Source organism: Bradyrhizobium macuxiense, from assembly GCF_007993935.1.
GTDB classification, from domain to species: domain Bacteria; phylum Pseudomonadota; class Alphaproteobacteria; order Rhizobiales; family Xanthobacteraceae; genus Bradyrhizobium; species Bradyrhizobium macuxiense_A.
The window spans coordinates 93,526-108,376 of sequence record NZ_VITY01000020.1 but is presented as its reverse complement, the minus strand read 5'-3'; the positions used below and the strand labels follow the sequence as shown (position 1 = coordinate 108,376).

The window sequence follows — 14,851 nt, the reverse complement described above, 5'->3', positions numbered from 1 at the left end:
CTCGCCTTCGTCAATCGGACGACTCGAGCGTTCCGGCAGGTGGCATCTTCAATAAAAGGAACCCAATTGAAGCCGAAAGGGGCGAACATGGGTCGCCACCGTCACAAATGACCAGATCCCAACGACTACAGTGGGTAGTGCGGTCTGGTGCGCGAGGGGCTGGATGGCGGTGAGCATGCGAGGGAGGCATATCATATGCGAAAACGGGCGCTTGCACTCAAGACCCTTCTCGAGAGCGTTGAACCCTGCATTATGCCCGGTTGTGGCGATGCACTGTCCGCTCACCTGATCGGTGAGGCCGGATTTGGAACCGGTTTCATTTCGGGAGCCAGCGTCGCAGCAGCGCAGTTGGCACTTCCAGATATGGATATCCTGACGTTCGTTGAAATGCTGGACTCGGTTCGACGGATCTTGATGGCTGCGCCTGAGGTTCTTTGGCTTGCCGATGCCGATACGGGATACGGCAACGAACTGGCTGTTCAACGGACTATTCGCAATTTCGCGAATGCCGGAGTCGCAGCGGTCCTGATTGAAGACAAGGTGTGGCCTCGTCCACACGGCACCGGCGGAGCCAAGTGCGTTGTGGACCTTGCGGCTGCGCGCACAAGGTGCCGGGCTGCCGTCGAAGCTTGTCGAGAGCAGGGAGTCCTCCTGTTGGCGCGGACCGATGCTCGCAGTTCATTGGGCTTTGAGAAGGCAATGGCTCGGATAAGCGTTTTTGCAGAAGAAGGTGCCGATCTCTTGTTTCTTGACTCGCCCAAGAGCGAGACTGAAGTTCGGGAGTTCGTGAAGGCCTGCGGATCAATACCCGCCGTTGCAGTCCATTCGCAAGCTCCGCTCAGTGATGCACAGTTGGCGGAAGCAGGAGTAAAGCTGATTCTTCATCCATACGCCGTTCTGGCGACGACAGTGCACTACGTCCGTGACGCGCTTAGAAATATCAAGAACGGGACAACCGGCCGAATGGCTGACCAGATCGAAATGTCGATTGCAACGCGGCGTGAGGTATTCCTAAAGCAGGACGCCCGCTGGGCTCTTCAGAAAGGGAACGATTAACTCGCATCCTCGCGCGTTCTAGAGCGCTTTCTGATCTGGCGGAATCGCGAGGGATTTCCTTCTGGGAAAAATCGTGCTTCACCATCTTCCACGGCCCGAATAGCGCGAAGGCGAAGGTCCGGCGACAGAGGTCTAGCCATGATGGGGCTGGCCTCCATCACCAGCCCTCACGATGAGGGCATCAGCCGTCGGGGCGCCGCTGAATTGCGTCGCGGTTGCCTTCGTTGACGAAGCCACTGAGAGGCCGCCATTCACCTAGTCCCACATTCAAAGGGAGGCTTTAGCTGGCGCTTGCCTGATGGCCTCGATGCGATCTTCCACATCTTTTCCCAGCTTCAGCAGGGGACCCAGGTAAAGCTCAAGAGCTTTGGAGCGTGGCATCGCGGATGTGAAGTAGCTGAGTCCAATAGCGCCCAGCACTTCGGCGCCCTGAAAAACAGGTACGCTTACCGAGCATGACGATTTCGGCTCCACGTCGCGGGATCTCTCCGCAAATCCATTCCGTCTTACCTTTGCAATTATCTCCTCAACTTCATCGGCTCTGTGCACAATCTGATCTTCAGGCTCATCAGAGACCCTCAGAACGTCCAAAATCTCGTTGCGCTCTGAGTCGGGACAGAACGATATGTACGCTCGGCCGACGGCCCTGGTAAGCATACGCAGCCGTCTCAGGCGCTGATACATGCCTGGGTGAAACGGCGACATCTGACTGTCTCTATCTGTTTCATAGCGCACGACCATCGCATCGCGATCGAAAACGCAAACGGCAATTGGAATCTTCAGTCGCTTCGTGAGATCTTGGGCAAGCGGCTTTACCGCCTCGACAAAAAGCGAGTCGTGGCAAAACCCAGAGCTCAGGGATTTGACTCCGGAGGAAAGAAGATAGCCACCCTGCCTGGGATCGTTCGTCACGTAGCCAAGCGTGACCAGCGAATCCAACAGCCTGACGATGGTCGATTTCGCCAACCCGGTATCCTTGTGCAGGTCATTTACACTGCTGATCCTGCGGCAGTTCAGCAATTCAAGTAGCGTAAATGCGCGCCGAACTGCCTCCACCGGGGGGTGGGCTAGCGAGCGCTTCCTCATATGTAACTCGTCATTATTTTGTCGTCATACCACAAGGTGGAATGCATGTCCATTGGCGCACCTCGTGGCTGCTTTTGCGGTAGCACTGCATACAGGAGCGCCGACGGCGCTCGCAGCCAGTACCGAGGACAGCCATGAGCGCACCGCAAGTTGCCAACAAACCAAGAATGCACCTTGCGCTAGATATTTCGTGGCAGGCAGTCGATACCGACTGGCGCAGCGCGACGTCCTGGGTCAACCGCAGCTACCCCGATATTGGACTGTTCGAAGATATCGCCAGAACCGCAGAGCGGGGCTGCTTCGATCTGCTCTTTTGTGGCGACAGCACCGGGATCCCAAATACCTGGGAAGGCTCGATCGATGCGGCAGTCCGGACCGGGGTTGCTTGGCCTCGCATGGACATGAGCCCCTGGATTGCGCGGATGGCCGCTGTGACCAGCCACATTGGGTTTGGGCTGACCTACTCGTCCACATTCATGCACCCGTTCTACGTGGCGCGGCTGCTCAACTCGCTCGATCACGTCACGAATGGGCGTATCGCTTTCAATGTCGTTACTTCCCAGCGAAAATCCGATGCCGAAAACTATGGCTTCGACGAGCTCATGGAGCACGATCTGCGCTATGATCGCATGGACGAGTTCATGGACGTCTGCCGTGCGCTTTGGGGTAGCGTCGCGCCTGACGCTTTTCTCTGGGACAAGAAGACCGGCATTGTCGCGGATACGACCAAGGTCCATCCGATCAACCATGCTGGAAAGTTCTTCAAGGTAAAGGGGCCGCTAAGCGTGATGGCCTCGCCCCAGATCACCCCTGTGCTGATCCAGGCCGGTGGATCGGCTCGCGGACTGCAGTCTGCCGCGAGATTTGTCGATCATGTCTTCGCCTTCAGCGGCAGTGTTCCGCAAATGGTCCAAGCGCGATCCAAGCTCGATTCCGCACTGAAGGGCGCCGGGCGGGATCCGGCCAAGATCGGCGTGTTCTGGGGGGCGAGGCCCCTGGTGGCCGAAACCGAAGCGGAGGCAATTCGCCTGAAAGAGCGGCTGATCGCTGATGTCCCGATGGAGGCTGTCGGCGTGTTCCTGTCGCACAATACTGGCCTCGATATGTCAAAGCTCCCGCAGCACTTCACGCTGAGGGAGCTGAATGAGCGCATCAAGGCGGCCAATGCGTCTCCCGTCGGTTACATTCATAAGCTCGCTCAGCAGTATGGCGAGGACAAGGAAATCTCACGGTCCGAGTTCCTGGAGCAGGGCTTGCACCTGGCGACCGGCTATGCCGATACCCGTCCCGGGACCGCGAGCCAGATTGCTGACTATCTTGAAGAGGCGTTCGTTGCGACCGGAGAGCGCGGCGGCTTCATGCTGTTTCAATCTCAGTCGGCCGATCGCGCGCTGCTGCAAGGCTTGACGGGTCTCCTGATACCTGAGTTGCAGCGGCGAGGGCGGGTCCGTACCTGCTACGAAGGGCGGACGTTGCGCGAGAATCTGGCGCAATAGCGCCGCCTCCGCCTCCAACCAGCGAGATGACATGAGCAACAGTGGCGCTTCCTCTCGCGACAGCCAGTTTCGCGAGCGTCTGCTTGGGCACGACTTGCTGACGGGGGCGCTCGTGAAGACGCCGACCGTCCATGCGACCGAAATTCTGGGGGACCTCGGCTTCGATTTCGTCATCGTCGATGCCGAGCATGCCCCAATTGACCGCACGACAATTGACCACATGATCCTGGCCGCCAGAGCTTGGCGTCTGGCAAGCGTAGTCCGGCCGGCATCGAACTCGTCCGAGCATCTCCTCACAGCGCTTGATTGCGGTGCCAGAGGGCTTCTCCTGCCTCACGTGGCCACGCCACAGCAGGCCAGTGCCTTGGTGGCGGCATGCCGCTACAGAGGAGGGCATCGTGGAATATCCAACTCACCCCGCGCAGCCAGATATGGGGGCGCGTCAATACAAGACCATATCGACGATTCTGATCGGCTCACCGCAATCATTGCGCTGATCGAGGGCATCGAAGGTGTTAACAATGCCGAGGCCGTCGCCGCCGTCAATGGCGTCGACGCTTTGTTCATTGGCCAAGGTGACCTCACGCTGGCTTTGGGCGAGAGGTCTCCGGACGCCATATCGGTCCGCAAGGCTGTCGAGACTATCGCCCAAGCCGCAATCCGGCAATCGAAGCCCGTCGGCGCCCTCGCGCGTGACGGCAACGATGCACAATGGCTGCGATCAATCGGCGTAACCATGCTCGCGCTCGGCACCGACCAAGGCTTCTTGAGAAGTGCCGCCAAGAGCATGCTTTCGGGACTCAAAGCCTAACTTCAACCGCTCTCGAACATTGCAAACATGAAGACCGTATTGATGACGGATCGGGCGTGGCCCGATACTGAGCTTGAAGAGGCCATCCTGACCGCGGCGGGGCATCGGCTTGTCGCCGGCGCCGACACGCCGGCCAAGGCTGAGGACGTCGAACGTCTGGTCCGCGACCTTGAGCCGTCCGCAGTATTGACGTGCTGGTCTCGGGTTTCCTCTGCCGCGATCCAAAGCTCGCCTCGGCTCGAGATTGTCGCACGGCTCGGCGTCGGCTTGGACAATATCGACGTCGCTGCAGCGACGCAGACCGGCGTCTGGGTTACCAATGTACCGGACTACTGTGTCGAGGAGGTCTCCGATCACGCCATCGGAATGCTGCTGGCATGGACCAGGGGCATCGTGGGCCTCGCCACCGATGTTCGTGCGGGCCACTGGGATCCGGGTAAAGCGCGGCTTCGCCGCCTTTCCGCGCTAACGGTTGGAATTTTGGGCTTTGGTCGTATTGGGCGACGTACCGCATCCAAGCTCGAGGGATGGGGAGTTCGTCTGCTGGCGTATGACCCGTCGGCCAATATCGAGCCGCCGGTCGAATCGTGCAGCTTAGCGGAACTAGTTCGGCTGAGTGATGCCATCATCGTTCACGCTCCGCTGAATGCAGTCACCCGCCATCTGTTCAACGCGGATACGCTGGCGTCGATGCGGCCCGACAGCATGCTCATCAATGTCAGTCGGGGCGCAATCGTGAGCAGCGCTGCGTTGGTTGCCGCACTTCAGGCAGGTCAGATTGGCGGCGCTGGGCTCGACGTCCTCGAAGACGAACCTGCGGTCCCGCTTGAACTCCGAGAGCTACCCAACGTCACCATGACGCCGCACGTCGCCTTTTCCTCGGATGTCTCGCTGATCGAGCTGCGCACGCGTGCATGCGAGGAAGTGGTTCGTGTCCTGCGCGGAGAAAAACCCCTTCACGCGTGCAATCGGCCGAACGCGGACAAGCCTTGAGTGGTGACAATGCGTCGGTTCAAGGCTCTGACATGGCTATTCGACGTGACGACGATTGTTCGTCAAGGAGGCAGGCAATGGTAGTCGATGCCGACCGTGAGCCGGCCTATCCGGCACAATCGATCCTGGACTTTCTGGTTGCCAACCGGCTGCTACAAAACGTTCAGCAGACCACGTTCATCCCTCTAGCCGGAGGGGTGTCCTCCGATATCTGGAAGATCACCACCGACGGCCGCATCTTCGTCGTCAAGCGCGCGCGGGAGAAGTTGCGGGTCGCCCAGGACTGGCGAGCTCCGACTTCACGGAGCAGGAGTGAGGTCGAGTGGTTTATCGAGGCCGGACGGATCGTCCCGGGGGCCGCACCAACCGTCATAGCAAGCGACTCCCGAGCGGGGATCGTGGCGATGAACTATTTTCATCCAGTTGAGTATCCCAACTGGAAAGACGAGCTCTGGGCAGGACGGGTTTCGCCGGACTTCGCATCCAAGGTTGGGTCAATGCTGGCATTGATTCACGCCTCAACAGCCGGTTTGAGCGAACTCACAGGCCGCGTCAATGACGACCAGGTGTTCAAGGCGCTACGAATCGAGCCGTACCTGGAAGCGACCGCACAGGTCAACCAGGATGTGTCTCAATCACTGCTGGAGATCGCAGCAAGCGTGCTGGAGAACAAGCGGGCCCTGGTGCACGGTGATGTGAGTCCAAAGAACATCCTTGTCGGCAACCGAGGGCCGGTGTTCCTCGATGCAGAGTGCGCTTGGTACGGAGAGCCGGCCTTCGACTTGGCATTCTGTCTCAATCATCTGTTGCTGAAATGCCTAATCGTGCCCTTGCGGCACGAAAGTTTGCTCGCCTGCTTTGATTGTCTCGCACGGCACTATTTCGACAATGTGGGTTGGGAGCCTAAGGAAAGCCTCGAAGCACGGGTTTCACGGCTGCTACCGGCGCTGCTGCTCGCAAGGGTCGACGGAAAGTCACCTGTTGAGTACCTTTCGAATGAGGATGACAAAATCCGCGTAAGGCGTTTTGCGAAGCGGTTCATCGTCGAGCCCTCAGCACGATTGTCCACGATAGGAATGGCTTGGCAGGAGGAGTTGCAGCATTGACTGGCACCAAAATAATCTCAGTTCGTGGTCGACGGGTATGGGATTCTCGGGGACGGCCGACTGTCGAAGCTGAAGTCGCGCTACAGTGCGGAGCCGTCGGTCGTGGGATCGCTCCGGCCGGAGCATCGACCGGATCCGGTGAGGCCGTCGACCTGCGCGACGGCGGCACTCGTCACGGTGGGCACGATGTGCGCAAGGCCGTTGGCGCCGTGAATGAACTGATCGCCGCAGTGCTGGTCAATCGTGATGCGAACGACCAAGCCGCGATCGATGAGTCGTTGATCACTCTTGATGGTACAGCGAACAAGTCGCGCTTGGGAGGCAACGCCACCATCGCCGTGTCGATGGCTGTACTCAGTGCTCGAGCATCCGCAAATGGACAGGCCGTATGGGAACATCTGAGTTCCGGTCGGGACGTCCGCTTGCCGCTTCCTGAGATCCAGATATTCGGCGGAGGAGCACACGCGTCCCGACGCGTTGATGTCCAAGACTTCATGATCATGCCACTCGGTGCAGGCTCGTTTGCAGAAGCACTCGATTGGACCTCCGAAGTCTATCGCGCAGCCGGTGCAGCGATGAAAACTGCAGGTAAGCTCCAAGGCGTCGCGGACGAAGGTGGTTATTGGCCCAATTTTCTGTCGAATGAAGAGGCGCTGGAATATCTGGTGCGCGCGATCGACCAGGCCGGTCTCAAGCCCGGTGCGAATGTAGGTATTTCACTTGACATCGCGGCGAACCAATTCGCAACTGCGGGTCGGTATCGGCTCGCGCTCGATCAGCGTGAACTGGACGCTGCGGAATTGATCTCGCTACTTTGCCGCTGGATCGACGCCTATCCGATCGTGTCGATCGAGGATCCCGTCGCGGAGGACGACGCCGCAGGATTTGCGGAAATAACGCGACTGGTCGGAGCGCGGTGCCAGATCATTGGAGATGATTTTCTGGTTACCAATGCGGACCGAATTGACGCCGCCGTTGAACGCCGTTCGCTGACGGCCGCCCTGATCAAGCCCAACCAAGCTGGCACGATATCCGAAACGCTCGCGGCTTTGGCCAAGGCCAAGGCTGGCGGGCTCGGCACGATTGTTTCAGCGCGATCAGGCGAAACGGAAGACACCCTGGTGGCTCACTTGGCTGTCGGGTTGGATGCCGGTCAGATCAAGGTAGGCTCATTTGCGCGGTCCGAGCGGATGGCGAAATGGAATGAATGTCTGCGGATCGAAGAGGCGCTCGGGTCAAAGGTGGCGTTTGCGGGCCGCTCGGCGCTTGCATTCTCCAAATAATTCAATCCTGTTCAGCTCAGTGTCACTGCAGGCCGTACCGGTCACGAAGGCGTTGTGGCCGGTGCGGGCTGTTCCATAGGGCGGAATGGCAATGCTGGGTCGGCACTTGTATGTTTGATCCGGTTATGCTGGTCCCATAACTCGCCAAGTCAAGGAGGCGTCGTGCTCTCTCTCCCTCTCATAACGGATGATAGAGAACTCCGGGATCTCTATGGATCTTTCGCTAGCGGAGTAATCGCCGTGTGCGCGATATTGAACGGCGACCCCGTTGGAATGACGGTCAGTGCGTTCGTCCCAGTGTCGTTGCGGCCGCCGCTTGTCTCCGTTTGTATCCAGAACGCGTCGACTACCTGGCAAGCCTTGAGAACGGCGCCCAGGGTCGGAATTAGTATTCTGGCCAAGGATCACGACCGTGTCGCACGTCAATTGGCAGGCAAGAGTGTCGACCGTTTCCAGGGCATTCAGTGGGACGCAACGTCGGAAGACGCGGTTCTCATATCGGACGCCACCGCATGGGTCGATTGCTCCTTGCACAGCGAAATTGAGGCAGGTGACCATGTCATCGCGCTGTTCCGTGTGCACTCGGCCACGCGGCATCCCGAGCTTAGCCCACTGATTTTTCATGGGAGCCGCTTTCACCAGCTTCACACCACGGCGGCTGTCGGGACAACCTAGCAGCTGCGGGTTTTGAGCTGATCGAGCTAGTGCACGCGAATGCGTTTCGCGTGCCAGCTAGGGGATGGGTCAGCGCCGTTGGAGCCAGGGCGATCGCTCGAATTCCTGCCAACGTGCCACGGCACGCGGCGTCATATCGCTCAATGCGTAACCTGCAAGGTCACACGGTGCCACACGTCGCTGTATGGCGATGCTACGGGTGCTGGCAAGATTACGCGGCATGTGTCGGACGGCCGCTAAGAGCGTTGGCTGGACGCAATATGAGGGCAGGCGTCTGATCCTGCGCTTGGGGAGCGTCGGCAGGCCAAGCCGCCGCACCGGGCCCCTAAATCGATAGTGTTGAGTTGAGGCGCGACGACCGAGCTCGGGATCTCATTGTCGAACAAGCTGGATTCACTGGAGGAATGCGATGTCAAAAGTCTACGTAGCCGGCGTTGGAATGATTCCCTTCGCTAAACCAGGCGCGAGCGACCCTTATACGACGATGGGAGCCGAGGCGACGCGCCGCGCTCTTGGTGATGCCAATCTCGACTACGGCGCTGTCCAGCAGGCATATGTGGGCTACGTATACGGCGACTCCACGGCAGGTCAGCGCGCAGTGTATCCTGTCGGGATGACCGGAATCCCGGTCATCAACGTCAACAACAATTGCTCGACCGGCTCGACGGCGCTTTACCTTGCGCGCCAGGCGGTGGAAAGCGGCGCCGCAGATTGTATTCTGGCGCTCGGGTTTGAGCAGATGAAACCTGGCGCCCTGGGCGCAGTCTTCACGGATCGGCCGAGCCCATTCGAAGAGTTTGACGCCTTGGCCGACAAATTGGTCGAGGCGCCCGGCGTACCGATTGCCCTGCGCTATTTCGGCGGCGCCGGCCTTAGTCACATGAAGAAATACGGCACGTCTTTGGAAACATTCGCCAAGGTCCGGGCCAAAGCAAGCCGGCACGCCAAAAACAATCCGCTCGCGCTGTTTCGAAAGGAACTCACCTTCGAGGACGTCATGGGCGATATGATGATCTGGCCCGGGGTGATGACCCGCCTGATGGCCTGCCCGCCAACATGCGGTGCCGCGGCCGCGATACTTGTCTCCGAGCAGTACGCGTTGCGTCACGGACTGCGCATGGACGTCAGCATTCGCGCACAATCCATGACCACCGATACGCCATCAACTTTTGCGTCACAAGACATGATGAAGTTGGTTGGATACGACATGACCAAGGCGGCCGCCTGCAACGTATACGAACGCGCGAGCATCGCACCCAACGACGTCGACGTCGTCGAGCTGCACGACTGCTTCGCCCATAATGAGCTGATCAGCTACGAAGCACTCGGGCTGTGCCCCGAAGGCGATGCGGAGCGGTTCATCGTGGATGGCGACAATACGTACGGCGGCAAGTGCGTGACAAACCCCTCCGGAGGGCTACTTTCAAAGGGACATCCTCTTGGGGCGACTGGACTGGCCCAATGTTACGAGCTCACTAGGCAACTGCGTGGCACTGCCGAGGCGACGCAGGTCGAGGACGCCCGGATCGGACTACAGCACAATCTCGGTCTCGGCGGCGCCTGCGTCGTCACGCTTTACGAACGTGCTGGCTGAGAGATCGGCGCTCAGCTCTTCCGATCTAGCGGCTGGTTCCAATTGTGCTCGTCCGCCGTCTCCAAGCATGGCAATTGGTCCGACAAGTCTCAAGGGATTTCTAGGCCCGCTCCGCGATAGCGGAGCCATCTTCACATCTTGGTCGGCGCAATCGCCACGACCGGGGGTATTGTCAGCATTTAGGTCGGCCCGCCGCAATCGTAACGGAGCGCGACGGGCTCACCGAATTGCAGGCCAACAGGCCAGTGTAACGCTCTTCGAGCGGCTCGGGGGAGCAAAATCGTCAAACGCAGTCGAAACGCGTATGCCGATGGGCGCACGCGGGCAGGCTGCCACCGACTATTGGAGCGCTTGCGCAACGCTTATGCCGAGCTTTGAAGCAAGCGCCGCCAACCTGGATAGGGTTCCTGCGGGTACCGGAATTCCCGAACGCAGTCGGCGTTCCATCTCGTTAAAGCCTCGTTCGCCTGGAAGATAAAGTCCTTCAGTGTCGACCGCCGGGGGCAGCTTCTTGATCGCCTCGCACAGCTCGCTAACGCTCCCCGCGAACGAAGTGTCGGAGCAGAAGGCTGTCGGATCGAGCGCGACAACCAATCCGTTTGCTCCAGGATCGCCACCCCGGTTCAGGGCCGCGGCGACGAGCGGATTGCCGGATAATACGCTGGCAAGGACCTCGATCATGAGTGACAGGCCCGAACCCTTCGGACCGGCCATGGGTAGAACAGCCTTGACCTTCGCTGGATCTGTCGTTTCCTGTCCAGTCTGATCGACCCCCCAGCCCGGTGGAATGGCGACGCCGGCGTCCTTGGCGGCCATAATCTTTCCGAGTGCGACCGCTGCGGTCGACATATCAAGGAGAAGAGGGCGGTTGGGATCGAGGGTGGGGGCTGCGATCGCGAGCGGATTGGTCGACACGCCTTCAGCTCTGGAGCCGAAATAAACCATTAGCGGCTTCGATGCCGTCATGACGATTGCAACGCGGCCCTGTTTGGCGATCCTTTCGGCATAGAAACCAATGGCTCCTGCATGGGTCATCCCGCGCACGGAGCACCAGCCAAGGCCGTGATCATCCGCCCGGAGCAGGGCCATCCGCGTAGCGTAGTTCATCGCTACTGCGCCGGGAGAACAATCCGCGTCGACCACGCACATTGCTCCCTTGGAGGTTACCTCGGAGATCTCTGCGGATGGATTGATCAGGCCGAGCTCCACCATTTCGACATAACGCGGGATGCGCAGAACTCCATGTGAGTCGATGCCGCGCAAATTGGCCCAGACCAGGATTTCAGCCGTCTGGTCTGCCTGATGCGCCGCAAAACCACCGGCCTTGAGGAGCGCGGCGGCGAATGCAAGCAAGTCCGAGTGTGCGATATTCTTCTTGGTCGAGGACGCCGCGCCCATCCTAGGCTCCCAGCGGAGACGGGAAGAATTTTTCGAGCCATCCCTTGATGATGGACTTTGTTCGCGGCGCATCTTTCTCCGCGAGAGGAAAATGAGATGTACCGGTAATCAGAACGAGTTCGGCCGGATTACCGGCTTTCTCAAACATGCGGATCGATTGCTCAGTTGGAGTGATGACATCGTTGGCCGTGTGGAGAAACAGGATCGGACGCGGTGCGATGTTGGCGACGACGTCATCGGCGCGGAAGTTGTACATACTCCATGCAGTCTCTACTGGAATTTCCATGATCGCTTTCGGAGAAAGGTTCTTGCGCAGCGCCTCGGGAATCGGAACCGCATCGAAGCGGGAAATCCACATACTCTCGCCTGTCTCTCGCTTGTGTTTGCGTCCGCTATCGAGAAGCCCCGCAAACTTTTCCCAAGCGTCAGGCGTAGGGTGCTGCCCCCGGAACTTGCGTTCGCCATCGCCCCAGCCGCAGGACGAAATAACGCAGGCGAAGCGGCTGTCCACGCCAGCGGTGTACACCGCGACCGCCGCGCCAAAGCTATGGCCAACAACACCGATGCGTTCGGGATCGATCTCCTCGCGCGTGGCCAGAAAAGTCAGCGCATTCTTGGTATCCGCGACCTGGTCGAAGCAGCGGACTTGCGCTCGCTCACCTTCGCTTTCTCCGCAGCATCGAAAGTCGAAACGCAGTGCCGCATAGCCCATCTGCTCGAGCATGCGCGCTTGAATTTCCGCATGCGACTCGTCCTTCGATCCCACAAAACCATGCAGAACGATAAAAGCCGGAAGTCGCTGACCCGGCTTCCTGCTCTCCGGGATGTGGAGGACCGCCGATAACTTCAGACCATCCGAATAGAACGAAAGCTTTTCCAGCATGAGCGGGTACCTTGCTTAATTACGAGACCGTAGTTGGGCTACGACTTGGGAAGGCGGGATTGGGCTGCTGCTCAATCGATTGAGGCAAAAGGAAAATGAAACTCGCGCCATTCGAGCGGCGCAGGTGTCCCCCAGACGTTCATGTCACGGACGTTGCCCGGCCGTGCCAGGTTGGTGATCACGTTGGGCGTGAACGCGGCATCATCCGCGATCAGGGCCATACTGCCCGAGCATTCGACCATCGCTCCGCTGGGGTCCGTGTAGTAGGCATATGTGTTGTCGCCCGGGCGATGGCGCCCCGGTCCCCAGAGCATCTGCTTGTCGAAGCGATCCAAGGTATCCCCGAGCCGCAGGTATTGGTTGAATTCGAGGAACTCAAACGAATAGTGATGAAGGCCAACCTTTCCCTTCACCAGCCCGAGAATGTGATGCTGACGATTGCCACCGTACATCCAGCTCAGACTCTCGTTCACCATTCGCTCCGAGAGCCTTAGGCCGCCGATGACTTCGAGCTGAGCGCGGGTCGCCACCGGATCCGGCGAAATGATGTTGATGTGATCCATGCGGCTGGCGCCAACCCCTGTCGTCGCATGGCGCCTGTTGTAGATAACATCGCGAACCGGCGTGTGAATCTCGAACCGCAACCCATCTGGGGTGGCAAAGGTGACGCCAGCGGCCATACAGTCAAGGCTCGGCTCGCTTGAGAGGATTCGGCATCCAGCCGCTTCGACCCTCGATGCTGCTTCCCGCACGGCATCGCGTGTCAGCGCCTCCAATCCGATCGTATGCGTTGAGTTTTCGTTGGCGCGTAACAAGACCAACTCCGCAGCGCGTCCGTTCGAGCTCAACCAGACCTGTTTTTCGTCAGAATGGGTGACGTGGAGCCCCAGTATTTCGGTTGCTTCCCTTACGGCGGCTTCGGTGACGGTTGTGTTGATCTTTAAGTGCCCGATTGCGTGCACAAGATGCGTCATTGTGCTCTCCCGATGTTCCTATGTCAGTTTTCCTGTACCGAACTGGCGCGCCGAGGGCAACTATTTTCGAAAATAATTTGGTGGGCTTTAGTGACGAATAGGCCGTTGAAGTACCATAACGAGTGCAAAAATCGAGGATTTGACGATCTTCAACGATCCTTATGGCTCACTGGTGGAACTGGCCATTTGCATTTTTTCGAAAATACCTGTAGCGGGTGATGGGGCTGAAATCCGCAGCCGAAGCGACTTGCGCGTTCAATTTGAACCACCATGAGAAAGCAGTATGGCAAACGTGAACGGCCAGACTTCCTTCGTTTGGCATGATCCGCTCCTCATTGAGGAGCAGTTGGCCGAGGACGAGCGTATGATCCGCGACACTGCACGTGCTTACGCGCAGGGGCGCCTGGTTCCGCGGATCCGCCAAGCGTTTCGCGATGAGCGAACTGATCCCGCTATATTTCAAGAGATGGGCTCGCTGGGTCTGCTCGGTGCGACCACGCCGGAGACTTATGGGGGCATCGGCGCCAGCTATGTGGCCTACGGCCTTATTGCCCGTGAGGTTGAACGGGTCGATAGCGGCTACCGCTCGATGATGTCCGTGCAATCATCCTTGGTGATGTACCCGATTTGTGAGTACGGCACGGAGGCGCAACGGTCGAAGTATCTTCCGAAACTGGCGGCTGGCGAGTGGATCGGGTGTTTCGGTCTAACTGAGCCTGATGCCGGCTCTGATCCAGGTGGAATGAAAACACGAGCCGTCAAGATTGCTGGTGGATACCGGCTGATCGGCACGAAAATGTGGATCACCAACGCGCCGATTGCCCATGTCTTCCTCGTATGGGCAAAGTCAGATGCTCATGAAGGACAGATCCGTGGCTTCCTCCTGGACAAGGGGACCGCTGGGCTGTCGGCTCCGAAAATCGAGGGCAAGCTATCGCTGCGCGCCTCGATAACCGGTGAAATCGTGATGGACAATGTAGAACTTGGCGAGGACGCGCTGTTGCCCGGTGCTCAGGGCTTGTCGGGCCCGTTCGGTTGCCTGAACAGAGCTCGTTATGGCATTGCCTGGGGAGCCATGGGCGCTGCGGAGACCTGCTGGCACGCCGCGCGTCAGTATGGCCTGGATCGCAGGCAGTTCGGGCGTCCGCTCGCCAATACCCAGCTTTATCAGAAGAAATTGGCGGACATGCAAACCGAAATCACGCTCGGCCTTCAGGCGGCCCTGCGCGTGGGCCGGCTGTTCGACAGCGGACAAATGGCTCCCGAGGCAATCAGCTTGATCAAACGAAACAATTGCGGAAAGGCACTCGATATTGCGCGGATGGCGCGCGACATGCATGGGGGCAACGGCATCTCAGACGACTTCCCCGTGATGCGGCACATGCTGAATCTCGAAACAGTCAATACGTACGAAGGCGCGCACGATGTTCACGCCCTGATCCTCGGGCGCGCCCAGACGGGGTTGCAGGCCTTTTTCTGACAGGGCTCCCTGCGGT

General features: G+C 59.0%; 13 protein-coding genes. 9 read left to right on the top strand and 4 right to left on the bottom strand.

What is annotated here, in order from left to right; all coding sequences use genetic code 11:
- Positions 1–195 precede the first annotated feature (195 nt).
- Positions 196–1,056: an isocitrate lyase/PEP mutase family protein gene (locus FBZ93_RS36915; protein WP_146992325.1), complete on the top strand. Its 861-nt coding sequence runs from the start codon at positions 196–198 to the stop codon at positions 1,054–1,056.
- Between the two features lie 267 nt (positions 1,057–1,323).
- On the opposite strand, the gene FBZ93_RS36910 is transcribed toward FBZ93_RS36915, so the two are convergent.
- Entirely contained in the window at positions 1,324–2,142 is an 819-nt protein-coding gene (locus tag FBZ93_RS36910; RefSeq protein ID WP_146992323.1) for a helix-turn-helix domain-containing protein, read from the bottom strand.
- 134 nt (positions 2,143–2,276) lie between these two features.
- On the opposite strand from FBZ93_RS36910, the gene FBZ93_RS36905 reads away from it, so the two are divergent.
- From FBZ93_RS36905 to FBZ93_RS36875, 7 genes are all read left to right on the top strand, one after another.
- Positions 2,277–3,638, top strand: coding sequence for an NtaA/DmoA family FMN-dependent monooxygenase (locus FBZ93_RS36905; protein ID WP_146992321.1), 1,362 nt, complete (start codon positions 2,277–2,279; stop codon positions 3,636–3,638).
- 31 nt (positions 3,639–3,669) lie between these two features.
- Positions 3,670–4,449 (top strand): HpcH/HpaI aldolase family protein, encoded by a 780-nt coding sequence (locus FBZ93_RS36900; protein WP_146992319.1) that lies wholly within the window; start codon positions 3,670–3,672, stop codon positions 4,447–4,449.
- A 27-nt stretch (positions 4,450–4,476) separates the two neighbouring features.
- On the top strand, positions 4,477–5,442 hold the full coding sequence (locus FBZ93_RS36895; protein ID WP_146992318.1) for a C-terminal binding protein: 966 nt from the start codon (positions 4,477–4,479) through the stop codon (positions 5,440–5,442).
- A 77-nt stretch (positions 5,443–5,519) separates the two neighbouring features.
- Complete coding sequence (locus FBZ93_RS36890) at positions 5,520–6,548, top strand: phosphotransferase family protein (protein ID WP_167529392.1); 1,029 nt, start codon at positions 5,520–5,522, stop codon at positions 6,546–6,548.
- Positions 6,545–7,831: a phosphopyruvate hydratase gene (eno, locus tag FBZ93_RS36885; protein ID WP_146992315.1), complete on the top strand. Its 1,287-nt coding sequence runs from the start codon at positions 6,545–6,547 to the stop codon at positions 7,829–7,831. The genes FBZ93_RS36890 and eno overlap by 4 nt, the downstream gene beginning before the upstream one ends.
- Positions 7,832–7,885: 54 nt before the next feature.
- On the top strand, positions 7,886–8,506 hold the full coding sequence (locus FBZ93_RS42025) for a flavin reductase family protein (protein ID WP_433995473.1): 621 nt from the start codon (positions 7,886–7,888) through the stop codon (positions 8,504–8,506).
- 409 nt (positions 8,507–8,915) lie between these two features.
- On the top strand, positions 8,916–10,100 hold the full coding sequence (locus FBZ93_RS36875; protein ID WP_146992311.1) for a lipid-transfer protein: 1,185 nt from the start codon (positions 8,916–8,918) through the stop codon (positions 10,098–10,100).
- A gap of 339 nt (positions 10,101–10,439) precedes the next feature.
- Here the strand turns inward: FBZ93_RS36875 and FBZ93_RS36870 are convergent, their stop codons facing one another.
- The 3 genes from FBZ93_RS36870 to FBZ93_RS36860 form a co-directional block, all read right to left on the bottom strand.
- Positions 10,440–11,498 carry an Ldh family oxidoreductase gene (locus FBZ93_RS36870; protein ID WP_146992310.1) on the bottom strand — a complete coding sequence of 353 codons (1,059 nt, stop codon included), beginning with the start codon at positions 11,496–11,498 and terminating at the stop codon, positions 10,440–10,442.
- Between the two features lies 1 nt (position 11,499).
- Positions 11,500–12,381 carry an alpha/beta hydrolase gene (locus FBZ93_RS36865; protein WP_146992308.1) on the bottom strand — a complete coding sequence of 294 codons (882 nt, stop codon included), beginning with the start codon at positions 12,379–12,381 and terminating at the stop codon, positions 11,500–11,502.
- A gap of 71 nt (positions 12,382–12,452) precedes the next feature.
- Positions 12,453–13,355, bottom strand: coding sequence for a VOC family protein (locus FBZ93_RS36860; RefSeq protein WP_146992306.1), 903 nt, complete (start codon positions 13,353–13,355; stop codon positions 12,453–12,455).
- A 283-nt stretch (positions 13,356–13,638) separates the two neighbouring features.
- Between FBZ93_RS36860 and FBZ93_RS36855 the strand changes: the two genes are divergently transcribed.
- Complete coding sequence (locus tag FBZ93_RS36855) at positions 13,639–14,835, top strand: acyl-CoA dehydrogenase (RefSeq protein WP_167529391.1); 1,197 nt, start codon at positions 13,639–13,641, stop codon at positions 14,833–14,835.
- The last annotated feature ends 16 nt before the right edge of the window (positions 14,836–14,851 follow it).